The sequence below is a fragment of the Leuconostoc garlicum genome (assembly GCF_001998805.1).
Taxonomy (GTDB): Bacteria; Bacillota; Bacilli; order Lactobacillales; family Lactobacillaceae; genus Leuconostoc; species Leuconostoc lactis.
Genome location: NZ_CP016329.1, coordinates 690,244 through 715,538 on the forward strand (window position 1 = coordinate 690,244; position 25,295 = coordinate 715,538).

Consider the following 25,295-nt stretch of genomic DNA (forward strand, 5'->3'; position numbering starts at 1 on the left):
GACATGGCAACAATTCAGGGGATTATCTTATTAAATTCTAGTTCGGCTGCCTTGCAGATCTTTAATCAGAAAACTGGGGAAAAAATTGAAAAAGTAACGCGTGATTTTGGTGAAACTGATATTAACGCACCTATTTTCACAACGGAAATTATGCGACGTGCGTTAGCGCAAGTGCATAAATTTCAACAATTATTACGCGATTATGCCGTCAAAGAAGTGACATTATATGGTAGTGAAACATTGTCACAAATGAAAAATGCGGTTTATTTTGCTGATCAAATTGAAACAGCAACTGGTCTTAAAATACAGTGGTTGAATGGTAATCAAGAAAGTTTTTATCGCCAATTAGCGCTACGGCAAGCTTATCAGCAGCAAAAGGTCAGTGCGACAGACGGTCAATTTTTTGTTTTGGGCATGAGCTCTGCGCGACTTGATCTGAGTTATTTTAACAACGCACGGTTTGTGTTTTCGCAACATTCAGCAGTTGGGCCGATTCGATTGGCGCAAACCATTCATGATATGGCTATCGGGGTAGCACAGGAAACGGCTTTTGCCAGAGAATTGATTAATAGTAAATTAGCTGATTTTTGGCATATGTTACCACCTTATCAGCCAGCAGAGTCATTAATCTTACTGGGTGCTGGTGCCGCGCAACAGATATTCTTGCCGGAACATGAACATTGTGTTCGTGTGTCAAAGGCGGTCATTCAAACGTTAGCGGACGATTTGGCTAATTTAAATGATCAAGCCATTATTGAAAAATATGCGGTTGATTTTAATGATGTGCCATTTATTCTCACAGAAATGTTACTGCTTTTGCATGTCATGTCAGCGCTGCAGGTGTCCACGTTGCAGATTAGTGATATTACCGTTTTAGATGGTTTATCGGTTAATGATGCACAAGCGGAAGCGGATATCGTGACGGCGGCACGTGGTATTGCGGATCGTTATTTGGTTGAACCAGTGCATCGTGAAATTGTGTTAACTTTTGCGACGCAATTATTTGACCGTCTCAAAAAAGTCCATCATCTTACAGCGCGTGACCGCTTGCTATTAATGGTTGCGGCCCTTGTGCATGATGTTGGGAGTTTTATTAATTCACAAAAACATTATCAGTATTCTGAAGATATTTTAACTGGTGTTGACTTTTATGGCTTGTCGACGGTAGAACAACGCATGATTGCAGCAATTGCACGCTATCATAGTGCAGAAACGCCGGACAGCGCTTTACGAACAGTTGCTGACTTTTCACCCCAGCAACGCCTACGTATTGCAAAATTGGCCGCGTTGTTACGATTAGCCGACGCGTTAGATGATAGTCGTTTGCAGAAAATTACCCAGTTAACGGTCTCAGTTGGGGAGAATCAAATTACGATTACGGCCCAAACATTAGCCGATCTGCAATTAGAAATTTTTGTCTTTACGCAGAAGGCGCGCTTTTTTGAGGCAGTATTTGGTTTACCCATTGTGTTAAAACGAAAAGGAAAGAGAAGTTGATGGTTGATTTGAAACACTCAAAATTTTATGTCAATCGTGAAATCAGCTGGTTGGCTTTTAATGATCGCGTTTTGGCTGAGGCACGGGATCCGCAAAATCCTTTGCTGGAACGTGCCAATTTTTTAGCGATTACGCAAAAGAACATGGACGAATGGTTCATGGTGCGTGTGGCGAGCTTACAACAGCAGGTGATGTTGGGGCATAATCGGGTTGACGCGACCGGTGAGACACCTAAGGCACAGTTAGATCACGTCGCGCAAGTTGTTGGGCAACAAATTAAAGATCAGTATCAGGTGTTAAATCGCCGATTATTACCAGCACTGAAACGCCAAGGATTTGAACTGCTATCTGCAGAAGATCTATCCACGGAACAAAAAATATTTTTGAAAAGTTTTTTTGAACAAGAGCTGCTGCCCGTTTTAACACCGATGGCAATCGACTCAACACGACCATTTCCAGTCCTAGCTAATGATACGTTGAACATTGGGGTACGTCTTCAAAAAGACAATGAAAAATCTGAGAAGTATTTGGCGGTACTCCAAGTGCCGGAAACTTCTGGGCGCGTGATTGCCTTGCCGGAAACGAATCAATTTGTCCTGATAGAAGTAGTGGTACAGCTGTTTTTGGCTTCACTTTTTCCTGGTTATACGATTAAAGAATCGACTGTTTTTCATGTCTTGCGGGATATGGAATTGGATGTGAGTGATGACGAAGACACCCCCAATATTTTGCAAGAAGTACAGTCAAAGCTGCAGGAACGGGAACGGGGGCGGATCATGCGGGTGATCTTATCGCATGAGGCCAGTAAGACGCTGAAGAACAAGCTGGTTAAACTCTTACAAGTTGACGATGCCCGGACTTATTTGGTCAATGGCCCCGTTGATTTGACCTTTTTAACGGCTTGGTTGAAACTACTTGATGCCCCGACATTGCGTTTTCCGACTTTTAAGGGGTTTGACAATCCGGCATTAGCACCAGAAAAACTGTTTGAGAGTATTCGCCAACAGGATTTTCTACTGCATCATCCTTATGATGCGTTTAAACCAGTGGTACGTTTGATTCAAACGGCAGCACAAGATGATCAAGTGCTAGCGATTAAAATGACACTGTATCGTGTTTCGGGGAAATCACCCATTATTAAGGCGTTGGGTGAAGCCGCACGACGTGGTAAGCAAGTCACGGTACTAGTGGAAATTAAGGCGCGTTTTGATGAAGAAAATAACGTTCATTGGGCGCGTGAGTTAGAGCAACAAGGCGTCCACGTCGTTTACGGCCTACGGGGATTAAAGACCCACGCTAAAGTTGCTTTAATCGTCAGACGAGAAGATGATGCTATTCGACGTTATGTCCATCTTGGTACGGGTAATTATAATGATGTCACGGCAAATTTCTATACGGATATGGGGCTGTTAACCAGTGATCCAGAACTTGGGGCTGATGTTGCCTCGATTTTTAACATTTTGACAGGTTATTCAGATCCAGGATTTTTCCATCAATTACACATGTCACCAGATGGTATTCGTGACTTTTTATATGAACAAATCGATAATGAAATTGCCAATGCCAAAGCGGGACGCCCTGCCGGGATTAAAATGAAGTTCAATTCACTATCTGATGAACGGATCGTGCGCCACCTTTATGAGGCGAGTCGTGCAGGGGTGCCCATTCAGCTCATTATTCGCGGTATTACGATTTTAAAAGTGGGCATTCCAGAAGTTAGTGATACGATTGAAGTACATTCGATTGTTGGGCGTTTTTTGGAACATAGCCGGATTTATAGTTTTGAAAATGGTGGCCAACCAAAAGTTTATTTGTCATCTGCCGATTTAATGACACGTAACCTTGATCGTCGCGTGGAATTACTCTTTCCACTTAAAGATGATCGTTTACGCGATCAAGTACGTGACATTTTCCAGACGATGTGGCAAGATAATGTCAAAACCCGAGTGTTACAACCGGACGGCACATTTTTGAAGAAAGATCGTCGTGGTGTCATGACCTACAATGCACAAGAAATGTTTATTGCAGAATCGTTAACAGCGCAGAAAAATAGCCAAGATCGGGTGGCTGCAACTGAAGTGACGCGACGTTTTGAACCGTTGAATAACCCGTTTGTAAATGAAGAAGGTCGAGGGGACATATGACAGTAATTGCAGTGATTGATTTAGGATCAAACTCAGTCCGTATGACAGTGAGTCGCTACCATAGTGACGGCTCATACGAAGTCTTAGCGCGCTTTCAAGAAATGGTGCGGTTGTCGGCGGGGATGGGACCGGATAAAGTCTTACAAGAAGAGGCGATTAAACGGACCATTACCGCGTTAGAAAAATTCAAAAAAGCCTTAAAAGACTACGACCAAACCAAGCTTGAAACTTACGCAGTTGCGACGGCAGCGGTGCGTCAGGCTAGTAATCAAGCTGCATTTTTAGAACAGTTTGAGAAAACCATGGGCTTTCCATTGCGTATTCTATCTGGTGAGGAAGAAGCGCATTTTGACTATGTCGGTATTATTAATACGTTTTCAGTCAATGATGCCTTGATTCTAGATACTGGTGGCGCCTCCTCAGAATTGGTACTGGTGCGTAATCGTCAGGCTGTGCATGCGGTGAGCTTGCCAGTGGGAGCGGTGAACATTTCGGAAGCTTACCTTGAACGCGATAAGGTATCTGCCGCGGCATTGTTCCGGGCGATTTTGTCGTTACGGCAATTGTTTGGTGATATTTCCTGGTTGCGGGAATCGGTGAATATGCCTTTGATTGCCCTTGGCGGGAGCAACCGAACGTTGGCCAAAATTAGTCGTAAAAAAAATAAAGTCCAAGATATGCCCATTCACGGCTATCACATGAGCATTGGTGAAGTCGCGGCAATTTATGACAATATTTTGAGCGAAGGGCTAGACGGGCGTAAAAAGATCCCTGGTTTAGCCAAGGAACGTGCGGATATCATCGTTGGTGGGTTGTTGCCATTAGTTGAAATCCTGCTCTTTACAGAGAGTCGACAAGTGATCTTTTCACAAAGTGGGCTACGTGAAGGCTTCTTGTTTGAGCAAATTATGACCAAAACTGGCCATCAAGTGGTCTCACCAGAACCAGCTGCCATGACGGTGGATAAAGAAGATTTGTAAGTTGTCTTGTATCAAAAAAGTGCCAATCTCGATTAGAGATTGGCACTTTTTTTTATTTTTTAAATAAAAAACACAACTGCTTGAGTTGTGTTTTAAATGGTTGTGATGTTACAACAGTGCTACAAATTGCCTGTAAACGCTTGTATAGTCAGCGTTATGATGATCCACCCGGGAGTCGAACCCGGATTTCAAGAACCGGAATCTTGCGTGCGATCCATTACACTAGCGGATCATAACTATTCAATTATAGCCTATTTTGTCGAAATTTCAAAGAAAGTTTTTTCACCAATTTGAAATTTAATGTTACCGGCCAGAAAATCAGTCAATGTCGCTTGAAATTCGGGTAGTTCCACTTCGGCAACTGGCACGACCAGATGGACTGCCGTGTCGTAAGTGGTCGTCATAATTTGATAATCATGTGCGGTTAACCAGTATTGTAACGTCTCGGCTTGTTTGTAGTCGACGGTGAGGGTGACTTTGGTCCGCGTCAACCGTTCCACCAGACCAGCGGCTTTGACGCCTTCGGCGGTCGTGCCGGCATACGCCCGAATGAGCCCGCCAGCGCCTAACTTAATGCCACCAAAATAGCGCGTGACGACAGCAACGACATCATGGATGCCGTTTTTTTGTAGCACTTCAAGCATCGGCACGCCTGCGGTGCCACTCGGTTCGCCGTTGTCGGAATAACGTTGGATTTGGTCATTATCACCCAATAAATAGGCAAACACATTATGGGTGGCCTTGTAGTGCTGTTTATTAATTTTTTCGATAAACGCACGGGCATCTTCTTCTGACGAGATGCGGGCAATATTTAGAATAAAACGTGATTTTTTAATGTCTTGTTCCCAGACAAACTGATCTGGGGCGATTGTGATGTACTTGTCCATATATCGTATTATAGCGTATGGAAAAATATTATGGTCGACAAATTGTGCAAGCAAAGATTGCGCCTATCCCAACTACTTGTCAGGTTGTCCCAGCCTTTCATCACACGATCTGTCAGCGTTGTGGGCAAAGCCAACGCGCGGCACTCCCTAACAAACAGTTTTATTGTCGGGCGTGTTTAGCATTAGGACGTGTGAGTACGTTGGATGTATTGGTATCGTTGCCAGAACCCAACCAATTTAACGGTGACACAACATTAACATGGACTGGGCAATTGACAGCGCAACAACGACAGGTCAGTCATGCCTTATTGGCAACGTTAGCTCAAAAACGGGAACACTTAGTTTGGGCAGTAACGGGTGCGGGTAAAACAGAAATGCTCTTCCCAGTCATTCATCGCGCGCTGCAAGCAAAACAACGCGTTGCCATTGTGTCACCGCGCATTGATGTGATTTTGGAACTGGCACCACGCTTACAAGCAGCCTTTCAACAGACACCGCTGGTCGTTTTGTATGGCGAACAGCCGCAACCCTATGCCTATACTCAGTTGGTTTTAGCGACAACGCACCAAATGTTACGTTTTTTAGCGGCTTTTGACTTACTAATTATTGATGAAGTCGACAGCTTTCCCTTTGCTGGGGATGCCATGCTTAACTTTGCTGTGAACAAAGCCAAAAAAACCAAAAGTACGGTGATTTATCTGACGGCAACGCCGACAAAGCAATTACGGCAACGGGTCAAGCGGCAACAACTAGCCGTTTCCTATCTTCCATTACGCTTTCATCAACATTTATTACCCGACATCCGACTGCGGTTGGTGAACAATTGGCGGCACAAACTTCCAATGCACTTTTACCAGCAGGTTAAACAATGCTTGCTGGCCAAACGGCGTTTATTGATTTTTGTGCCACATATTGCAGACCTTAAACCAATTTATACGGCCTTAAGCCAGCGATTTCCTGAACAATTGGGAGACTATGTGTCCGCAGATGATGCCCATCGTCAAGCAAAAGTGCAACGCATGCGAGATGGGGCTGTGCAATTTCTTGTGACGACCACGATTTTGGAACGTGGGGTGACGTTTCCGGCATTAGATGTGTTAATTCTGGGCGCGGAAGAGTCGGTATTTAGTGAGCATGCTTTGGTCCAAATGGCAGGCCGTGTCGGCCGGCATCCTGACTATCCGAGTGGTTTAGTCATCGCCTATGTGACTCACGTTAATTACCGCGTTTTAGCTGCCCGATATCAAATTAGGCAAATGAATCGGCGTGGCCAAAAGTTAGGCGGTGTGCCATGATGTGTTTGCTATGTCAACAACCACTACATGACGAACTGAATTTGTTGCAAGCACTCGGCGTGATGACACTGGACAACGCGGTAATTTGTGAGCCATGTCGGCAACAGTTTCAAAGTATTACAACTGCGTGTGCTGGATGTGGTCGCCAACAAGCAGATGACACACTGTGTCAAGAGTGCCGCCGTTGGCAACAACAAGGGCAGCAATTATTGGCGCATTGTGCGTTATATCAATACAATGAGGCGATGCGACAGTATATGAAGGCGTATAAATTTAACGGGGATTATCTGCTGCGAACCGTATTTAATCATGAGTTAATTCAAAAAGTGCATACTATGGCTATGGATATGGTTGTTCCGGTGCCGGTTAGTCATGATACGATGTTACGACGGGGATTTAATCAAACACTAGGCCTATTTGAAGGGGTCCCTTATCAGGCATTATTGCAAGACGCAACAACAAAAGGCGCATCAGTCACAGCGAGATCGGGCGGCCCGTTTACACCGAAAACAGCCATTTTCCATTGCGGTGACCAAAGATTTGGTTGATCAGCGCGTGTTACTTGTTGATGATGTCTATACAACGGGTAACACGTTATATCATGCAGCAACATTGTTATATCAATTAGGCGCAAAAGAGGTCAAAAGTTTGTCATTGGCACGTTAATGATGAGAAAATGAATATTTTTACAGAAAACGCTTACAGCTATGGTATAATGAATGTAGTAACTTAGATGGAGGAATTGATTATGTTAGATTTTAATGTACGAGGCGAGAATATCGAGGTAACAGATGCCCTTCGTGAGTATGTGGAGAAGCGTCTGACAAAGTTGAACCGTTACATCGGCGAAAAAGCGACTGCTAACGTCAATTTGAGAACTTACCATTCTGATAAGTCTGATAAGGCCGAAGTTACCATTGTGCTACCGTACGTTGTCTTGCGCGCGGAAGCTATTGACCCTGACATGTATGCAGCGATTGATGCGGTTTCTGATAAGCTGGAACGTCAAGTACGTAAGTATAAGACGAAGATTAATCGTAAGTCACGTGCAACTGGCTTCAAGGGCATTGATGCAGAAGGTGAAATTCCTGAAACAGAAGTGGACGACGATGCCATCCAAGTCGTACGAACAAAGCATGTGGATCTGAAGCCAATGTCACCTGAAGAAGCTGCCCTACAAATGGATTTGTTAGCGCACAATTTCTTCATCTTCAAGGATGCAGAAACCAACACCGATGCTGTCATTTACAAGCGTAAGGATGGCCGTTATGGTTTGTTGGAGACTGCAGGCGAATAATGGCGTATTGTGTGGTTGCGTCAGTATGACCAACGCGCAAAAATGTTGTAAAAGTCATAAAACTTTATAAAGATAACCCCAAAAAGCCTTTTTATCGTTATGCTAGTAATAATAGATAAAAGAGGTTTTTTTATGTTCAGTTGGCAATCCCTATTTAAAAATAAGCGACAGCTCGTGAAGTGGCTAGTGGCCACGATCACACCGGTCATCTTGGTGGCCGGTATGCTGGGTGTTTTAGGACATCAGAACCAACAGGCAACTAAACTACGCGTTGCGGTTGTCAATCAAGATCGTGGTGGTCAATATCAAGATCAACAGCGTAACATTGGGGCTGATTTCAGTAAGTTATTGCATCAAGATACAGCGTTGACCGCGGTTGATTATCGCAGCGTAGCACAAGCCAAAGCGGCTTTGCGCGCTGGTAAGGTCAACAGTGTCGTGATGATGCCAGCAACGTTGACGCAGCAACTGGCTGATTTTAAACAAACTGGTCAAGTTGCGCCGATTTCACAGTGGCTAGCGAGTGGCCAAAGTCCATTTGCTGCCCAGTATCTCACACAGGCATTATCAGCGGCGTTGACCCGTCAGAATAACACATTGTTGGTTGGTCCGGCTAATAACACAGCGTTGAAAAAGATCGCACAACAAAGTCAACAACTCTCGCAGCAAGCAGACGATTTGCAAGTGAATTTGCAAGTTGTTGGGAATCGTATTGATGCGCAATCTGCCAGTGATTTAAAGGATAACGCCAATGATGCGGTGGCGAAATTGGCAAATTATTCGGCACAACTAAATGATGCCGTTAATGCTGGTGACACAGCAAAAATTCAGGCTATGGCAGTGGCGATTAATAATCTATCTTATACGATGCAAACCACGATTGTTGGTGGCATTGGCACAATCAGTGCTAATTTATCACAAGCTAAAGCGCTAAGTGAGCAATCAGGGACAATTCAAGCTGGCGCCAATGCGCTACAGCAAGGCCAGGCTGACGTGGCCGGCCAGCTTAACAGTATGTTAGGTGAGCAGGCGGATCAGCACGATGCGTCACCATTGACACAGATGATGCGCTATCAGACAATTGATTTGCAACCTATTAAGCAAACCGGACAAACCTTATTACCACAATTATTGGTTGTGGCTGTGACGGTGCTGGCTGTATTATTTGGGTTACTCCTCCCTGTGAAGTCAACGCGTCAAGAGGCGTTAGCCTTAGAACAGTGGTGGGAAAACTTCCAACTAGCGGGCGTATTCAGCTTGTTAGCTGTTGGCTTGATGGTCGGTAGTGCGCCATTTTGGCATGTGACGATTGGTAATATTTGGCTAATGGTTGGGGCTACGTTGTTAGCGGCTTGGGTCATGATGAGTCTTGTCTGGTATTTGAAGCAGTGGCTTGGTCAAGCTGGCTGGTGGTTAAGCGTTATCTTGTTGATTTTGCAGGCAGTCTTTGTGTTAAGCATTAGTCCAGCCCAGACGATACCGACGGTTGTGCATATGAGTGATATGGTCTGGCCGCTAGCAGCTTTGTATCGTGTGACGACGGCAATTATTTTTGGCGGGGCAGTCCAGCAAGATTTGTTAATCTTAGCGTTGTGGTGGCTGGTCTTGACGATTTTATTAGTCTCATACTACCGAATGAAGCAGCGGCAAAGTTTCAAAAATGAATTAAGCCAGTCGTAAAATCTAAAAAAATCAGTGCAGGGTGACGAAAGTCATGCTGCATTTTATTTGAAATGGTGTAAACTAACAATATGGAAACCAAATCACAGACAAATACAGCGACGCGCGATCGCATTATAGCCGCTGCGACAGACCAATTTTTGGCGCACGGGTTTGAACAAACAACAACACGTGATATTGCCAAAGCGTTAAACATTACCCAACCGGCTTTGTATCACTACTTTGGCGACAAAGAAACCTTATTTGTTGAGGTGATTAAGGTCGTTGGACAACAGGTTGCTGATGAGATGCTTGCCATCTTGGCACAGCCTTATCCGCAGCCAGTTGATCAGTTAGTCGACATGACTAAGGTGATTGTAAACCGGCATCCGCGTGATGTTTTCACTTTAATTCACGGTAGTTTTGATGTGCTTTCACCCGATAGCAAACAAACGTTGGGCATGGTTTTTGGTCGGTACTACGTTGGTCCCATTGCACATTTTTTTGATCAAGAGGCGATGCAATTAAGACAACATGTTGATGCCAAAATGGCGAGTGCATTTTATATGACGAGTTTGGCACCGTTGTTTAGTGACTTCCATGCGCTCACTGATGGCCGTGATTTGACCACACGCGTCCAAAATCTACTCGATCTGATTTTATACGGCGTTGCGCACCGTTGAGTTTTACGCGTGTAAGTGTTATGCTAGAAATGAAATTTAACGGAGACCTATTATGGCTAGTCAAAAAGTATCACTCGCGTGCACAGTATGTGGCTCACGCAATTACACAGTAGCATTGTCAAAAGATCGGACAGAACGCTTAGCAGTGAATAAGTTCTGTGCCTTTTGTGGCAAGCACACATTGCATCAACAAACAAAGTAAAGGAGGCAGTCAACCATGGTGAGATACTTTAAAAATGTTGCAAATGAAATGAAGAATGTAACATGGTTGTCCGAAGCGCAAGCCTCAAAGGAAACTGTGACGGTGATTACCGTGTCAATCATCTTTGCTGTTTTCTTGGGCGGTGTGGACTGGCTCTTACAACAAGGTATTAACTTCGTCATGAAGTAATAGCTCAAAAACAGAAAATATAGTATACTGTAACTAACGCAAGGACTTCTTAAAAGAGGTTCTTTTTTATATCGAATGAAAGAAAGGGCGGTGTACCCGTAAGGGTACCGACAATTAAAATGACAGAAAATAACGAATTACCAGAAGAAAATGTTGTACCAACACCAAACACAGACGACATTGAAAAGTCATGGTTCGTTGTGCACACGTATTCAGGTTATGAACACAAAGTGAAGGCTAACTTGGAATCACGTACACAAACAATGGGGATGACGGAACAAATTTTCCGTATTTTGGTGCCAGAACAAGAAGTCACAACGATTCAAGATGGTGAAGCCAAGACTTCAGTTGAAAATGACTTCCCAGGGTATGTGTTGGTTGAAATGGCTACGCCACAAGACTACAACATGACAGATGAAGCTTGGTACGTTGTCCGTAACACGCCAGGTGTTACTGGTTTCTTGGGTTCTCACGGTGCCGGATCAAAGCCAAATTCTTTGTTGCCTGAAGAAGTTGATTTGTTGATGAAGCGGATGGGGATGGTCACACGTGAAGTGGTTGACCTTGACGTTGAAGTTGGGCAAATCGTTAAAATTATTGCTGGCCCATTTGCAGGCATGGAAGGCACAGTTGTCAGTGTGGATGCGGAAAAGCAAACACTTGAAGCAACGGTGGAAGTCTTTGGTCGTGAAACACCAACAGAATTGGACTTTGCCGATGTCGACACGGTCTTGGACGAAGCCTAAATAAAAGTATTGCAATTTGCTTTATTTTTTAATATAATGTATTGGTATGCCATCGGCATACGTGGGAGTAGCACTCAAGCTACGTCTACCACAACACGAGGAGGAAAAAATCGTGGCTAAAAAAGTTACACAAGTAGTTAAGCTACAAATTGCCGCTGCTAAAGCAACACCAGCACCACCTGTTGGTCCAGCTTTGGGACAAGCCGGCATTAACATCGCGCAATTCACAAAGGAATTTAACGCGCGTACTGCAGACCAAGCAGGTTCAATTATTCCGGTTGAAATCTCTGTTTTCGATGATCGTTCATTCGAATTCGTGACAAAGACACCACCTGCTGCTGATCAATTGCGTAAGATCGTTGGTAAGGGTTCAGGTGAACCTAACACTAAGAAGGTCGGAAACGTTACTTTGGATCAAATCCGTGCAATTGCTGAAAACAAGATGGCTGACTTGAACGCCAACGACTTGACAGCTGCTATGCGTATGATCGAAGGTACAGCACGTTCAATGGGTGTTACTGTTGATGGTGTTGACTTGACTGTTGAAGGTACAGCAATCAAGGAGGACGCAGAATAATGACTCAAAAGCATGGTAAGAAGTACGCCGCAGCCTTAGCAAAGGTTGACGCTGAAAAGAACTACGCCTTGAACGATGCCGTGGCATTGGTTAAGGAAATTGATTACGCTAACTTCGACGCATCAGTTGAAGTTGTCTTCAACTTGAACGTTGACACACGTCAAGCCGACCAACAATTGCGTGGCGCTGTTGTGTTGCCAAACGGTACAGGTAAGGACAAGAAGGTTATCGTCTTTGCACAAGGCGACAAGGCTAAGGAAGCGGAAGCTGCCGGTGCCGATGTTGTTGGTGCTGCTGACTTGGTTGCACAAATCCAAGGTGGCTGGTTAGACTTTGACACAGCTATTGCGACACCTGACATGATGGCCCAAGTTGGTCGTGTTGCCCGTGTATTGGGACCTAAGGGTTTGATGCCAAACCCTAAGACTGGTACTGTGACAATGGACGTGACTAAGGCTGTTTCAGATGCCAAGGGTGGTCAAGTGACATACCGTACAGACCGTGACGGAAACGTTGCTGTACCTGTTGGTCGTGTTTCATTTGAAGACGGTAAGTTGGCTGAAAACATCAAGACAATTGCTGAAACTGTTTTGAAGGCTCGTCCAGCTGCTGTTAAGGGCACATACGTACAACACGTATCAATTGCCTCAACATTTGGCCCATCAGTAACATTGGACATCAACACATTGTAAAATTTGACGATATCAACTTGGTTTGATATAATCATTTAAGTGAATTAAATCATTTTGCCTAAGACTCAGGTGGTACTTGTACCTTAATATCCTGCCGAGGAAGTTTTAAAAAAACTTTTCCCGTGCGTCTTTTGGTGCACGGGATTTCTTTTGCAAAATAATATTAAGGAAGGAGAATCACATATCATGAGTGAAAAAGCTATTGCGCTTAAGGCACAAAAGGTTGAAGAAGTTGCTGAACAATTCAAGAAGGCTGCTTCAGTAGTTGTGGTCGATTCTCGTGGATTGACAGTTGCGCAATCAACAGAATTGCGTCAACAATTACGTGAAGAAGGCGTGTCTCTTGAAGTGATCAAGAACAAGATTTTGACACGTGCTGCTGAAAAAGCTGGTTTTGCTGAATTGAACGACATCTTTGTCGGTCCTTCAGCCGTAGCCTTCTCAAGTGAAGATGCTATTGCGCCATCACGTATCTTGAAGAAGTTTGCTGACGCCAACGAAAAGTTGGAAATCAAGGGTGGTGTTGTTGACGGCAACATCGCTAACTTGGACGACATCAACAAGTATGCATCTTTGCCATCACGCGAAGGTTTGCTTGGTCAATTGATGGCCGAATTCCAATTCTCAATCCGTTCATTTGCATATGCTGTTAAGGCTGTGCAAGAGAAGTTGGAAGAAGAAGGTGGCGAAGCTGCTGCACCTGCTGCTGAAGAAGCACCAGTTGCGGAAGCTGCAGCCGAAGAAACACCATCTGCTGAATAATCAGCAACAAGTTTTACTAACGACAACATCAAAACAAAAATTTGGAGGATTTAATCATGGCTTTTGATAAAGACGCGATTATCGCATCATTGAAGGATGCAACAATCTTGGATTTGGCTGAATTGGTTTCAGCAATCGAAGAAGAATTTAACGTTTCAGCAGCAGCTCCTGTAGCAGCAGCTGGTGCAGCTGACGGCGCAGCCGCAGCAAAGACAGACTTCGACGTAGAATTAACTTCAGCAGGTTCTGCTAAGGTTAAGGTTATCAAGGCAGTTCGTGAAGCAACTGGTCTTGGATTGAAGGAAGCTAAGGACTTAGTTGACAACGCACCTTCAATCGTTAAGGAAGGTCTTGACGAAGCAGCCGCTAACGAATTGAAGGCAGCTTTGGAAGAATCTGGCGCATCAGTAACTTTGAAGTAATTTCATTTGATGAAATAACGGATTGGTTATCATCACACCAGTCGGTGTGGGATATGATTCGCAATATTAAAAGAGGTGCTTCGGTACTTCTTTTTTTGTACATAAACTTAAGGAGTCGTTATGACCACATCAAATGAAAAAATTGGCGGTGAAATGTATTTCACTGCGAATCCGAATTCTGAGCATCATTTCCAAAATTTTGATTTTGACCTGTTGGGGAATACCTTACACTTTACAACCGATAGCGGCGTTTTTTCTAAGTCAACGGTTGATTTTGGGACGCGTACGATGTTGGATGCCCTAGATAAAACAACCCTAACGGACGGGAAGGTACTAGATCTCGGTACTGGTTATGGTCCAGTGGGGGTTGCTATTGCGAAAAAATATCAACGGCCAGTGGACATGGTTGATGTCAATGAACGGGCGTTGGCTTTAGCGCAACAAAACGCCAAGCAAAATGGGGTTGACCAGTTGGTATCTGTTTTCCAATCAGATATTTATCAACAAATCACGGATCAATATGCCTTGATTTTAACGAATCCACCGATTCGTGCCGGTAAAGAGGTGGTCACGGCGATGTTACAAGATGCTGTACACCATTTAGTACCAGGTGGTAAATTAATTGCTGTTTTACAGAAAAAGCAAGGGGCGCCTTCAGCACAAAAAAATATGTTGGCAGCCTTTGGTAATGCAAAAATTATTGCGAAAAACAAAGGTTACTATATTTTGGAGAGCACTTATGAGCCAGATACCCACATTTAGTGATGCGCAGATTGATTATTTTATGCAGGTGGCTCTAAACGAGGCCAAACTAGCCGCTAATGAAGGCGAAGTACCGATTGGCGCGGTGATTGTGAAAGATAATCAAATTGTGGCACGGGCGCATAATCATCGTGAAGCCCACCAGCTTGCCACAGCGCATGCCGAGTTACTCGCGATTGAAGCGGCTAACGATGCGTTACAATCTTGGCGTTTAGAAGATACGGCGTTATTTGTCACGCTTGAGCCTTGTATTATGTGCGCTGGGGCGATCATTAATGCACGCGTCCCAGTGGTCTATTATGGTGCCGATGACGCCAAAGGTGGTGCGACACGTTCGTTGTATCAGTTGTTGGAAGATGAACGCTTGAATCATCGGGTTGTTGTCCATCCGCAGGTTCGCGGTGATGAGGGTGGGGCGCTGTTACAAGATTTCTTTGGCCAAATTAGGGCGCAACGGAAACGCAATAAAAAATCGCAAACATTGTAACGCCCATATTAATGATTTCGTAGTATAATAGCATCAGACTTATTAAAAGAGGCAAAATTTACATGCAAAATCCTAATGCTTGGCGTCTCGACCAAGAGTATTTAGCAATTGTTGACGATTTATTACAACACGAAGAAGTGCAACAACTCGCACAATATACACAACACCATTTTTCTAACCGGTTACGGCATTCTATCTCAGTTTCTTATCAATCTTACGTGATTGCTAAAAAAATTGGCGCTGATGCAACGGCGACGGCACGTGCCGGATTGTTACATGATCTTTTTTACTATGATTGGCGTGTGACGAAGTTTGAAGCGGGTTCACATGCTTATGTTCACCCACGTATTGCGCTTCAAAATGCCAAAAAGCTAACGGCTATTAGTGATAAAGAAGCGGATATCATTGTTAAACACATGTTTGGTGCCACTATTGCGCTACCAAAGTACCGCGAAAGCTGGATTGTTTCAATCGTCGATGATTTCGCAGCGGTCAACGAATATTTGGTACCCAAGGCTTACTTAACTTACTTTAAGTGGCAAGCCAAGGTGACGAAGAAAGTGGCTGAAGTGTTTGCTTAAAGCAAAAAAATTAGATATAATAGAAAAGCAGGCAAGCGTCGACTCTCGAACCGGGTCAGGACAGGAATGTAGCAGCCCTAAGGTTGTTCGATGTTGTGCTTGTGTACATATTGACCGCATAGCGGTCTTTTTTTGTAAGTTAGCGTTGTAATTTGCAAAAAAAAGTTCCTCAGGAGGTGGTAACAGTGGCATATCAAGCATTATATCGGGTTTACCGACCACGGACGTTTGATGACATGATTGGTCAAGAAGTTATCACACAAACACTTAAGAATGCGATTGAAACAGAGCAGACGGGCCATGCCTATCTTTTTTCTGGGCCACGTGGAACAGGGAAGACATCCGCGGCTAAAATATTTGCGCGTGAAGTCAATGGGATTGATCCGCAAACGGATGATGCCCAGATTCCCGATATTGTGGAATTTGATGCGGCGTCTAATAGTCGCGTTGAAGATATGCGCGATATTTTGGCGAACGTGGATTATGCACCAATTGAAGCGAAATACAAAGTTTACATCATTGATGAAGTGCATATGTTGTCAAACAGTGCCTTTAATGCCCTCCTGAAGACGCTTGAGGAACCACCGGCAAATGTGAAGTTCATTTTGGCAACCACTGAACCGCAAAAAGTACCCGTGACGATTTTGTCACGGACACAGCGTTTTGAATTTAAACGGATTGCGACCGATGCCATTCAGGCACGGTTAGCCGATATTTTAACGCAACGTCAGGTCGCTTATGATGACGATGCGTTACGCATTATTGCCAACGTGGCGGAAGGTGGCATGCGAGATGCCTTGTCGATTTTAGATCAGGTGATGGCGTATGGCACAGATCGGGTGACGGTCGATAACGCCTTACAGGTCACTGGTTCGACAACAACAGCCCAACTATTGGCCTATATGGTCGCTGTTAGTCAAGGGGATACGCCAAAAGGGCTCCAGATTTTACATGATATTCTACTTGCCGGCAAAGATGCCCAACGTTTTGTGGTTGATGTGTTAGGCTTATTGCGCGATGTGATGATGACAAATGTCGCGCCTGATTTGATTAAAACAGCGATTGCTGTGACTGATCTTACGGCATTGGCCCAACAGTTATCGGCTGAACGCATTCAACAGATGATGGTAATTCTAGATGACATTCAGCAACAGCTCATGCAAACGATGCAAAGTGATGTGTATTTAGAATTGCTCACGGTTAAACTGGCGATGACGGCTGCACCGCAAGCACCAGCGTCAGTCCAGCCAAGTGAAACAGTAACACCTGCACAACCCGTCAAAGTTGCACCACAAGTGGTTGCAGCGCAACCAACGTCAACACCAACACCAACGGTAACAGTTGAGACTGTACCATCAACGCCTACGCCAGTGCCACCAACATTGGCAACGCCACCAGTTGCACAACCAGTGGTAACTGCTGCGCCAACTGAAGAAGCAGCCGTTGCCAACCAGTTGTGGGCGCGTACGGGGAAAAATGCGGTCTTTGCCGTTTTACAACAAGCGAAGCGGGAGACGCTTAGTCGCGTGAAGGCTGCTTGGTCAGACTTGATTAGTCAATTTGGTGTTGCTGAACAGGCCTTACTGACGATTGCCGCCCCGGTAGCTGCAAGTGAGGAAGGGCTTGTTTTAGCGTTTGATTTTCCACCTTTATTGGCACAAGCTTTACAAGATGCCGCCTTGCAAACGCAATTACGAACAGCGCTGGCTGCACAACAATTGCCAACAGAAATGGTGTTGATTACCCAAGATAGCTGGCAACAAGAACGCTCTGATTATGTCGCGCAGTTAAAGGCGGGGACGACTCAACCTTTGAATTTGGCGGATATACCGAGAGTGAGCCAAACAGCCACGACCCAGTCGCAAAGTGCACCAACACCAGAGCAAACGGGGCTTGTAGAACCAGCGATCGTCGCTGAAGCTAAGAAATTGTTTGGCGACGATATTGTGCAAGTGATTGATTAATAGAGAAAGGATTGGCTGTGATAGCCTTGTACCATTATGGAATATCCAGAACCGATTGCAAAATTAATAGCAAGCTATACAAAATTACCAGGTATTGGGCAAAAAACAGCCACACGTCTGGCTTTTTATACCTTAGGTATGGCAGAAGATGATGTGATTGATTTCTCTAAGGCGCTCGCTTCTGCTAAAAATGATTTGACCTTCTGTGAGGTGTGTGGCAATATTACGGAAAAATCAATCAATCCGTGCGTGATTTGTCAGGATCCGTCGCGTGACCAAACAACTGTTTTTGTGGTTGAGCATGCGCGTGATGTGATGGCGATGGAAAATACGCGTGATTATCACGGCTTGTATCACGTGCTCAATGGTGTGATTTCACCGAGTTCCGGCACAGGACCAGAAGACATTAACTTGCCGAGTTTAATTCGGCGATTATCCGAACACCAAGAAATTAACGAAGTGATTGTCGGTACAAATGTCAACGCCGAAGGTGAAGCCACAGCGATGTATCTCGCACGGTTGCTAAAGCCCGCGGGGATTAAAGTAACCCGTTTGGCACACGGTTTGGCAGTGGGATCAGATATTGATTATGCGGACCAATTGACGTTGATTAAAGCAGTACAAGGACGAACAGAATTATGATATTTCGTAAAAAGAAAGTAAATCTGCGACAAACTTATGACCAGGCCCTCGTTTTTCAAATTGATAAAGCCAAGATTGACTGGGATACGGCCCAAAATTCGGAAGAAGCATTGTTAGATGGCCAAGTCAATGTGCGGTTAATTCAGGCGCAAACTGCGCTAACAAAGGCCAAATTTAATTATCTCTATCGTGAAGCACGCCGCCGCAAGACAGTTGGGCATATGCAAACCCATGTCCTGAAAACTGATCGCATTTAGTGTCAGTTAGGGTACTGCCACTATAAACAAAAAGGACAACAAGACACATGACGAAACCGCTATTTATTACTTTTGAAGGACCGGAAGGTGCGGGTAAGACAAGCGTCTTACAGGCACTGGTGGCTGAATTACAACCGCAGCTTGGTGAGGCACTGGTGACGACACGAGAACCTGGTGGCAATCCAATTTCTGAAGCCATTCGTGCGATTCTGCAACCAGCAGAAGATAATGGCATGGATGACCGTACAGAAGCCTTATTGTATACAGCAGCGCGCCGGCAACACTTGGTATCCGTCGTTTTGCCAGCACTTGAAGCAGGTAAAGTAGTGATTTCTGATCGTTACGTGGATAGTTCGTTGGCCTATCAAGGCGGTGGTCGTGGCCTCGGTGTCGATCATATTTGGCAAATTAATCAGTTTGCCATTGATGGCTTAATGCCTGATCTAACGATTTATTTTGATGTACCGGCCGAAGTTGGTTTGGCACGCGTGATGGCCAATCGTCAAGATAAGATTGATCGTTTGGATAAGGAATCGTTAGCCTTTCATCAAGCGGTGCGAGAGACTTATTTAGCCCTGCAACGTGATTTTTCTGATAGAATTAAATTAATTGATGCGACACAACCGCTAGAACAGGTCATTGCAGAGACACGCACATTGCTATTTGACATCATAGCATCGCGAAAGGAGTCATCATTATGAAATTAGTGACAGCTATTGTTCAAGACAAGGATGCAACCAAGCTTAGTAACGCTTTCGTCAAAGCCAATATTCGGGCGACACGCTTAACGACAACGGGTGGTTTCCTCCGTTCAGGCAACACCACTTTCTTGATTGCCATTGAAGATGCACGCGTCCAAGAAACGTTGGACATTATTCAAGAAGTATCACAAACACGGAAACAATTTATGGTACCGCCAGTGAATTTAGATGCTGGTGGTGAACAAATCGGGATTTATCCGATTGAAGTTGAAGTCGGTGGCGCGACTGTTTATACGCAAAACATTGAATCATTCCATCAGTTCTAATGACACCGGAATTTATTACAACCGCAGAAAAGGTGTATCCGCAACAGATCACCCATTTTAAACAACTGATTGCGACAAATCAGCTCAGTCATCTGTATCTCTTTGTCGGCCCAAGCCAGCCAGAAAAGCTGGCTTTTTCGCGTTATTTGGCTTGGCTTATGGCTGGCGCGGATGAACGTCAGGCCATCCGGATCATGGCGGATGATCATCCCGATGTCAAAATTACCCAACCCAGCCTACCCAAAAGTGGGACAGGGACCAAGCGGACGTGGAAGGTTGACCAAATTCGGGCATTAAAACCAGAATTTGTCACAGTTGCGCAAGAAAGCCAACGCAAAGTTTTTGTGTTTGACGCCATCGAAACGTTACAAGCCGAGTCTGGCAATGCGCTGCTTAAGTTTATTGAAGAGCCGGTTGGCCCGCAACTCATGATCATGTTGGCCGAAAACCTCAATGAGGTGCTGCCTACTATTCGATCACGGGCGCAAATTGTTCAATTACGCCCCGAAATTGCCTTGGCACAGCCAGATGATGAAGCCGAGCAGTGGCGTAAAACAATGCAACCAGTCTTATTTAAGTGGTTTGAACTGATGATGCAACGACGGGTGGAAGCGTTTGTGTATGTGCAATTGCAACTTGTCGATGCGTTGAAAGAAGCACCGCAGCAGCGTCTTTTTTTGGCCTGGTTACATGAATTGTCACGTGACACAGTTGTTTACGGGCAAATACCCGACGCACAGCTCCATTTCCCCACACTAGTTGGCTTATACAAAACTTTGCGACAGCACTATAGTCCACAACAGTTAGTGCGCGCGAGCGACGTTATTTTTGCTGATGACCGATTAAGCCAAACGAACGTGTCACTGCAAACACGATTTGAGAAAATGGTCTTGGAAATAGCCATGGCATTAGGAGAATAATATGCAACAACAAAAGAGTTTTGAACAGAGCGAAACCGGTACGCTCTATCTTGTGCCAACCCCGATTGGGAACTTGCAAGATATGACCCCGCGCGCCATTACCGTTTTGGCCGATGTTGATTTAATTGCAGCTGAAGATACGCGGCACACACAACAGCTCCTTAATCATTTTGACATTACAACCAAGCAAACGAGCTTTCATGAGCATAATTGGCAAGCTAAAATACCAGGCATCATTGCGGATTTACAACAAGGCAAAAACATTGCTCAAGTGAGTGATGCGGGGATGCCGTCGATTTCTGATCCAGGAAAAGAATTAGTGGCCGCAGCGATTGCGCAAGGGATTGCGGTCGTCCCAATTCCTGGCGCAACCGCTGGTGTAACGGCGTTGATTGCCAGTGGGTTAGTACCGCAACCATTTTATTTTTATGGTTTCTTACAGCGGAAAAATAGCGACCAGTTAGCCGAGTTAGAACGCCTTGCTACGTTGCGTGATACAACGATTTTTTATGAGGCACCGCACCGCTTGAAACAAACCTTAGAAAATATTCAAAAGGTGATGGGCGCTGACCGACAAGTGGTTTTGGCGCGTGAACTAACGAAAAAATATGAAGAATTTTTGCGTGGGACAGTGGCCGAATTAGTAGCTTGGGCGAAAACACACGAAATCCGTGGTGAATTTGTTGTGATGATTGCTGGCTTTACTGGTGAGGAAACAGCAGCAACTGACAATGATGAGGCTGAGTTAACAGTCCAAGAAGCCGTGGCCAAGTTGGTCGCCAAAGGCTTAAAGCCTAATGCCGCCATTAAACAAGTGGCCAAAGCGCGTCAGCTTGATCGGCAAGCGGTCTATGCCGATTATCATGGCATTGATTAACGACTAATAGTCATACATTGGTACAGAATGAGGGGGGAACATGCAACCATTTGCGATGCAACGACACGTTGAATACTATGAAGCGGATATGACAGGGAAATTATCCTTGCCGATGATCTTAAATTGGGCCGTTTTGGCCTCGAAAATGCAAGGGGATGCCTTGGGGGTTGGGCAAGACGTGCACTTAGCGCGTGGCCTCGGTTGGGTTATTTTACAATATGAGCTCACGGTGAAGCGGCGCCCCAAAATTAATGAGGCGGTTAAAGTCCAAACTTTTGCGGCAAAATATAATCCTTTTTTTGTGCGGCGGCCGTTTGCTTTTTTTGATGCCACAGGGGAAGAAGTGATTCGCGTCGATTCAATTTGGGCCATGATTGACATTGAAAACCGGCGCATGGCCCGCATACCGGAAGATATTATCAATGCCTATCAAGCTGAATATGTAAAACAGATTCCACGTATTCCTAATCCGGCGCACTTTGCCTCAGATGAGGTTTACGAGGCCAAAGATTATCACGTTCGCTACTTAGATATTGATGCCAATCAACATGTGAATAACTCAAAGTATTTTGAGTGGATGCAAGATGTCATGGCACCTGAATTTTTAAATACCCATGAAGTGACCACAATTAATCTCCGGTTTGAAAATGAAATTCGGCTGGGGCATACGATCCAATCACAAGTCGTGCACCAAGATCACGAGAGCAAACATCGCATTATGATGGGCGATGTCGTCAGTGCCGAGGCGGAATTCAAGTGGCGTGATGCTTAAAAGTGGTGTAAACTGAAAGTATCAATTTAGAATAAAGAGGCGATTATGTCAGTATTAGTATTAGGTGGCGCCGGCTATATCGGGTCACACATGGTAAAAACACTTGTTGAAGCAGGTCGTGACGTCGTTGTTGTTGATGCCCTGTTTACTGGGCATCGTGATGCCGTCCACCCAGACGCTAAGTTTTATCAAGTCGATATCCGCGATAAGGCCGCTTTATCAGCTGTCTTTGATCAAGAAGACATTGAACAAGTCGTGCATTTTGCCGCTTTTTCAATTGTGCCGGAATCGGTTGCTAATCCATTGAAGTATTTTGATAACAATACGAGTGGCATGGTAACGTTGCTGGAAGTGATGAAGGATCATGATGTGAAGCAGATCGTCTTTTCATCAACAGCAGCCACTTATGGTAACCCAGTCAACATTCCAATTAAGGAAACGGATCCACAAAACCCTATCAACCCTTATGGTGAATCAAAGTTAATGATGGAAAAGATCATGGCTTGGTCAGAGCAAGCGGATGGTGTGAAGTGGGTGGCATTGCGTTACTTCAACGTGGCTGGGGCTGCTGAAGATGGTACGATTGGTGAAGATCACCAACCTGAAACCCACCTTGTACCAATTATTTTGCAAGCTGGTTTGGGTCAACGCGACTACATTGAAATGTTTGGTGATGACTACAACACGCCAGACGGGTTCAACGTTCGCGACTATGTTCACGTGTTAGACTTGGCAGATGCTCACATGCGGGCCTTGCAATATTTGGCTGATGGTAATGAATCGAACCAATTTAACTTAGGCTCAGCAACTGGTTTCTCAGTTAAGGAAATGGTGGAAGCCGCGCGTGAAGCAACCGGTGTTGATATTCCAGCCAAAATTGGCCCACGCCGTGCTGGCGATCCTGATATTTTGATTGCCAACTCAGATAAGGCACGTGATGTGTTGGGTTGGGCACCAAAATATGATAATGTGCAAGACATTATCAAGACAGCTTGGAACTGGCACCAAAGCCATCCAACTGGTTACAACGACAAATAAAGCAATGGATGCAAAACAGCGTTAGTGATGACTAACGCTGTTTTTTTAATAGTGTGCCATTAATTTTAGAAAAAGTGTTGCACAACATCAAAATACATGCTATACTATTCTTTGTTGTGAAAGCGACATATGGACAGTTAGCTCAGTTGGTAGAGCAACGGACTCTTAATCCGTGGGTCCAGGGTTCGAGCCCCTGACTGTCCACTAATTAAAAGGCGATACAGAAATGTATCGCCTTTTTTATTGTGATTGTCGGGTTGATCATAAAAAAAGTAAAATGAATATGGGCTTAAGTGCTGATTTACCGCGGGTTAGACGATGTTTCAGGTTCTTACTGGCCAGCATGATGACTATAATTTTGCTGACCCAACCGCATGATTTTTGATATACTAGACTAGTACGTAACTGAAAGAAATTAGGAGAATTGGCATGATTGTATTATCAGGCACCATCGGCGCCGGCAAAACAAGTTTAACAGAAATGTTGGCTGACCACTTGGGGTCAAAGGCATTTTATGAAAGTGTTGATGATAATCCGATTTTGCCATTATTTTATGAAAATCCAAAGAAGTACGGCTTCCTCTTACAGATTTATTTTCTAAATAAGCGTTTAGCCCAAATCAAAGCAGCACGTGCTACGGGGATGAGAAACATTTTGGATCGTTCAATCTATGAAGATGCGTTATTGTTCCAATTAACAGCTGATCTTGACCGCGCAACGCAAACTGAAGTCGATATCTATAAGTCTTTGGTGGATAATATGATGGCGGAAATTGCGGGTGTTGAAGACGTTAAGAATCCGGATTTGCTCATTCATGTGCGCGTCAGCTTTGATACTATGTTGGCACGGATTAAAAAGCGTGGCCGTTCATTTGAACAAATTGATGAAAATCCAGATCTTTATGACTATTACAAAGAGTTGAATAAGCGCTATGATGATTGGTTTGATGCCTATGATCGTTCACCAAAGGTGCAAATCGATGGCGACCGTTTTGATTTTGTAGCAGATGCTGAGGCACGAGCTAAAGTCTTAGAGATGATTGATAGTAAGTTAGCAGAAGTTCAAGACAAATAGTGACGATGGGCCATTTGGCTTGTCGTTTTTCAATAGGAGAAGGTATATGGCAAAGTACGGATTTATTGGCACGGGCAACATGGCACAAGCGATGATAAAAGGGCTATTAGCACGCCAAGTGGCACCGGCAGACATTGCCGTATCATCACCACATACAGCTGCAAAATTAGCCCAAGAATGGGGTGTACAGGCTTTGCCGGCTCAGCAACTAATTCAAGCAAGTGACGTGGTTGTTTTAGCTTTCTTGCCGAATCAATTAGCAGCAGTTGTCAACACGTTGGACTTTGGGGATAAATTAGTCGTTTCTGTGTTAGCTGGGATAACCGTTGACCAACTGGTCGCAGCGACGGGGACAACGCAGGTGGTACGGACGTTACCGAACATTAACGTGGCGATTAATCAAGGCATCACAGCCTATGCCAAAGCGTCATTGACAGCGGCTAACGCTACCGCCTTTCAGGCGTTTTCTGACCAACTCGGACAAGTTGTTGCCGTACCTGAAGCGGAATTTGCGGCTTTCTCAGCCGTAGCTGGTTCAGGGCCAGCTTACGTTTTCAAATTCATTGATGCCTTGGCCAAAGCAGGGGTTGCAAATGGTCTGTCAGCTGAATTAGCAACCGCCATTGCCACCCAAACGGTGGCTGGTTCAGCACGGCTGTTAGCAGTCTCTGGACAATCAGCGCAAGCGATGCAAGATACCGTTGCGTCACCAGGCGGTTCAACACGTGCTGGGTTAGATGATTTGGCGCAACAACAATTTGATGCTGTTGTAGCACATGCTATCAAGGCAACCGTTAACCATAAACATGCATAATGGCACAAAAAAACCGCAAAATATTTTTGCGGTTTTTTATTGCGATGA

Annotated in this window: 31 protein-coding genes, 1 tRNA gene, 1 other RNA gene and 1 other annotated feature; of the genes, 32 read left to right on the top strand and 1 reads right to left on the bottom strand. The window is 44.7% G+C overall.

Features of this window, described 5'->3' with window-relative positions:
- Window positions 1-3 precede the first annotated feature (3 nt).
- The 3 genes from A9176_RS03590 to A9176_RS03600 are packed head-to-tail and all read left to right on the top strand — an operon-like array spanning window position 4 to window position 4,621.
- A complete protein-coding gene (locus A9176_RS03590) occupies window positions 4-1,497 on the top strand; it encodes an HD domain-containing protein (RefSeq protein WP_077282127.1) in 1,494 nt (497 codons plus the stop codon).
- Window positions 1,497-3,641 carry an RNA degradosome polyphosphate kinase gene (locus A9176_RS03595; protein WP_242943240.1) on the top strand — a complete coding sequence of 715 codons (2,145 nt, stop codon included), beginning with the start codon at window positions 1,497-1,499 and terminating at the stop codon, window positions 3,639-3,641. The genes A9176_RS03590 and A9176_RS03595 overlap by 1 nt, the downstream gene beginning before the upstream one ends.
- Window positions 3,638-4,621: a Ppx/GppA family phosphatase gene (locus tag A9176_RS03600; RefSeq protein ID WP_029509481.1), complete on the top strand. Its 984-nt coding sequence runs from the start codon at window positions 3,638-3,640 to the stop codon at window positions 4,619-4,621. Before A9176_RS03595 ends, A9176_RS03600 begins: the two co-directional genes overlap by 4 nt.
- A gap of 251 nt (window positions 4,622-4,872) precedes the next feature.
- On the opposite strand, the gene A9176_RS03605 is transcribed toward A9176_RS03600, so the two are convergent.
- Entirely contained in the window at window positions 4,873-5,508 is a 636-nt protein-coding gene (locus A9176_RS03605; protein WP_029509482.1) for a YigZ family protein, read from the bottom strand.
- Between the two features lie 17 nt (window positions 5,509-5,525).
- Between A9176_RS03605 and A9176_RS03610 the strand changes: the two genes are divergently transcribed.
- The 29 genes from A9176_RS03610 to proC all read left to right on the top strand — a co-directional run bounded on the left by A9176_RS03610 (window position 5,526) and on the right by proC (window position 25,247).
- The gene (locus A9176_RS03610) at window positions 5,526-6,803 is read left to right on the top strand and encodes a DEAD/DEAH box helicase (protein ID WP_077282129.1); all 1,278 of its coding nucleotides are present in this window, start codon (window positions 5,526-5,528) and stop codon (window positions 6,801-6,803) included.
- Window positions 6,800-7,351 carry a ComF family protein gene (locus A9176_RS03615; RefSeq protein ID WP_242943241.1) on the top strand — a complete coding sequence of 184 codons (552 nt, stop codon included), beginning with the start codon at window positions 6,800-6,802 and terminating at the stop codon, window positions 7,349-7,351. The genes A9176_RS03610 and A9176_RS03615 overlap by 4 nt, the downstream gene beginning before the upstream one ends.
- Entirely contained in the window at window positions 7,332-7,469 is a 138-nt protein-coding gene (locus tag A9176_RS08885) for a ComF family protein (RefSeq protein ID WP_242943242.1), read from the top strand. Before A9176_RS03615 ends, A9176_RS08885 begins: the two co-directional genes overlap by 20 nt.
- 82 nt (window positions 7,470-7,551) lie before the next feature.
- Window positions 7,552-8,100 carry a ribosome hibernation-promoting factor, HPF/YfiA family gene (gene hpf, locus A9176_RS03620; RefSeq protein ID WP_029509485.1) on the top strand — a complete coding sequence of 183 codons (549 nt, stop codon included), beginning with the start codon at window positions 7,552-7,554 and terminating at the stop codon, window positions 8,098-8,100.
- Between the two features lie 132 nt (window positions 8,101-8,232).
- Window positions 8,233-9,780: an ABC transporter permease gene (locus A9176_RS03625; RefSeq protein ID WP_029509486.1), complete on the top strand. Its 1,548-nt coding sequence runs from the start codon at window positions 8,233-8,235 to the stop codon at window positions 9,778-9,780.
- A 71-nt stretch (window positions 9,781-9,851) separates the two neighbouring features.
- Window positions 9,852-10,442: a TetR/AcrR family transcriptional regulator gene (locus tag A9176_RS03630; RefSeq protein ID WP_077282130.1), complete on the top strand. Its 591-nt coding sequence runs from the start codon at window positions 9,852-9,854 to the stop codon at window positions 10,440-10,442.
- Window positions 10,443-10,494: 52 nt separating this feature from the next.
- Complete coding sequence (gene rpmG, locus A9176_RS03635; protein ID WP_010001468.1) at window positions 10,495-10,644, top strand: 50S ribosomal protein L33; 150 nt, start codon at window positions 10,495-10,497, stop codon at window positions 10,642-10,644.
- A 15-nt stretch (window positions 10,645-10,659) separates the two neighbouring features.
- Window positions 10,660-10,833, top strand: a complete 174-nt coding sequence (gene secE / locus A9176_RS03640; protein ID WP_029509487.1) for a preprotein translocase subunit SecE — start codon at window positions 10,660-10,662, stop codon at window positions 10,831-10,833.
- 119 nt (window positions 10,834-10,952) lie between these two features.
- Entirely contained in the window at window positions 10,953-11,579 is a 627-nt protein-coding gene (gene nusG / locus A9176_RS03645) for a transcription termination/antitermination protein NusG (RefSeq protein ID WP_029509488.1), read from the top strand.
- A 112-nt stretch (window positions 11,580-11,691) separates the two neighbouring features.
- Window positions 11,692-12,156 carry a 50S ribosomal protein L11 gene (gene rplK / locus A9176_RS03650; RefSeq protein WP_010001472.1) on the top strand — a complete coding sequence of 155 codons (465 nt, stop codon included), beginning with the start codon at window positions 11,692-11,694 and terminating at the stop codon, window positions 12,154-12,156.
- Entirely contained in the window at window positions 12,156-12,848 is a 693-nt protein-coding gene (rplA, locus tag A9176_RS03655) for a 50S ribosomal protein L1 (protein ID WP_010001473.1), read from the top strand. The genes rplK and rplA overlap by 1 nt, the downstream gene beginning before the upstream one ends.
- Before the next feature lie 39 nt (window positions 12,849-12,887).
- Window positions 12,888-13,006 (top strand) — a sequence feature (ribosomal protein L10 leader region).
- Between the two features lie 28 nt (window positions 13,007-13,034).
- On the top strand, window positions 13,035-13,610 hold the full coding sequence (gene rplJ, locus A9176_RS03660) for a 50S ribosomal protein L10 (RefSeq protein WP_077282131.1): 576 nt from the start codon (window positions 13,035-13,037) through the stop codon (window positions 13,608-13,610).
- A 56-nt stretch (window positions 13,611-13,666) separates the two neighbouring features.
- Window positions 13,667-14,032 (top strand): 50S ribosomal protein L7/L12, encoded by a 366-nt coding sequence (rplL, locus tag A9176_RS03665; RefSeq protein ID WP_010001475.1) that lies wholly within the window; start codon window positions 13,667-13,669, stop codon window positions 14,030-14,032.
- 120 nt (window positions 14,033-14,152) lie between these two features.
- Window positions 14,153-14,794 (top strand): class I SAM-dependent methyltransferase, encoded by a 642-nt coding sequence (locus A9176_RS03670; RefSeq protein WP_077282132.1) that lies wholly within the window; start codon window positions 14,153-14,155, stop codon window positions 14,792-14,794.
- Window positions 14,772-15,281 carry a tRNA adenosine(34) deaminase TadA gene (tadA, locus tag A9176_RS03675; protein ID WP_029509490.1) on the top strand — a complete coding sequence of 170 codons (510 nt, stop codon included), beginning with the start codon at window positions 14,772-14,774 and terminating at the stop codon, window positions 15,279-15,281. The genes A9176_RS03670 and tadA overlap by 23 nt, the downstream gene beginning before the upstream one ends.
- 62 nt (window positions 15,282-15,343) lie before the next feature.
- Window positions 15,344-15,862, top strand: a complete 519-nt coding sequence (locus A9176_RS03680; RefSeq protein ID WP_029509491.1) for an HD domain-containing protein — start codon at window positions 15,344-15,346, stop codon at window positions 15,860-15,862.
- Window positions 15,863-15,885: 23 nt separating this feature from the next.
- Window positions 15,886-15,973, top strand: an RNA gene (ffs, locus tag A9176_RS03685) — signal recognition particle sRNA small type.
- Window positions 15,974-16,047: 74 nt separating this feature from the next.
- Window positions 16,048-17,826 (top strand): DNA polymerase III subunit gamma/tau, encoded by a 1,779-nt coding sequence (dnaX, locus tag A9176_RS03690; RefSeq protein ID WP_077282133.1) that lies wholly within the window; start codon window positions 16,048-16,050, stop codon window positions 17,824-17,826.
- 36 nt (window positions 17,827-17,862) lie between these two features.
- Window positions 17,863-18,468 (top strand): recombination mediator RecR, encoded by a 606-nt coding sequence (gene recR, locus A9176_RS03695; protein WP_010004631.1) that lies wholly within the window; start codon window positions 17,863-17,865, stop codon window positions 18,466-18,468.
- Window positions 18,465-18,725, top strand: a complete 261-nt coding sequence (locus tag A9176_RS03700; protein WP_010004630.1) for a YaaL family protein — start codon at window positions 18,465-18,467, stop codon at window positions 18,723-18,725. The genes recR and A9176_RS03700 overlap by 4 nt, the downstream gene beginning before the upstream one ends.
- Before the next feature lie 47 nt (window positions 18,726-18,772).
- Window positions 18,773-19,426: a dTMP kinase gene (gene tmk / locus A9176_RS03705; protein ID WP_010004629.1), complete on the top strand. Its 654-nt coding sequence runs from the start codon at window positions 18,773-18,775 to the stop codon at window positions 19,424-19,426.
- Window positions 19,423-19,752 carry a cyclic-di-AMP receptor gene (locus A9176_RS03710; RefSeq protein ID WP_077282134.1) on the top strand — a complete coding sequence of 110 codons (330 nt, stop codon included), beginning with the start codon at window positions 19,423-19,425 and terminating at the stop codon, window positions 19,750-19,752. The genes tmk and A9176_RS03710 overlap by 4 nt, the downstream gene beginning before the upstream one ends.
- Complete coding sequence (locus tag A9176_RS03715; RefSeq protein WP_077282135.1) at window positions 19,752-20,672, top strand: DNA polymerase III subunit delta; 921 nt, start codon at window positions 19,752-19,754, stop codon at window positions 20,670-20,672. The genes A9176_RS03710 and A9176_RS03715 overlap by 1 nt, the downstream gene beginning before the upstream one ends.
- Before the next feature lies 1 nt (window position 20,673).
- Window positions 20,674-21,549, top strand: coding sequence for a 16S rRNA (cytidine(1402)-2'-O)-methyltransferase (gene rsmI, locus A9176_RS03720; protein WP_077282136.1), 876 nt, complete (start codon window positions 20,674-20,676; stop codon window positions 21,547-21,549).
- 40 nt (window positions 21,550-21,589) lie between these two features.
- The gene (locus A9176_RS03725; RefSeq protein WP_077282137.1) at window positions 21,590-22,321 is read left to right on the top strand and encodes an acyl-[acyl-carrier-protein] thioesterase; all 732 of its coding nucleotides are present in this window, start codon (window positions 21,590-21,592) and stop codon (window positions 22,319-22,321) included.
- A 45-nt stretch (window positions 22,322-22,366) separates the two neighbouring features.
- A complete protein-coding gene (gene galE, locus A9176_RS03730) occupies window positions 22,367-23,359 on the top strand; it encodes a UDP-glucose 4-epimerase GalE (RefSeq protein WP_077282138.1) in 993 nt (330 codons plus the stop codon).
- A 131-nt stretch (window positions 23,360-23,490) separates the two neighbouring features.
- A tRNA-Lys gene (locus A9176_RS03735) sits at window positions 23,491-23,563 on the top strand.
- A gap of 225 nt (window positions 23,564-23,788) precedes the next feature.
- Window positions 23,789-24,433, top strand: coding sequence for a deoxynucleoside kinase (locus A9176_RS03740; protein WP_019041830.1), 645 nt, complete (start codon window positions 23,789-23,791; stop codon window positions 24,431-24,433).
- Between the two features lie 46 nt (window positions 24,434-24,479).
- The gene (gene proC / locus A9176_RS03745; RefSeq protein ID WP_077282139.1) at window positions 24,480-25,247 is read left to right on the top strand and encodes a pyrroline-5-carboxylate reductase; all 768 of its coding nucleotides are present in this window, start codon (window positions 24,480-24,482) and stop codon (window positions 25,245-25,247) included.
- The last annotated feature ends 48 nt before the right edge of the window (window positions 25,248-25,295 follow it).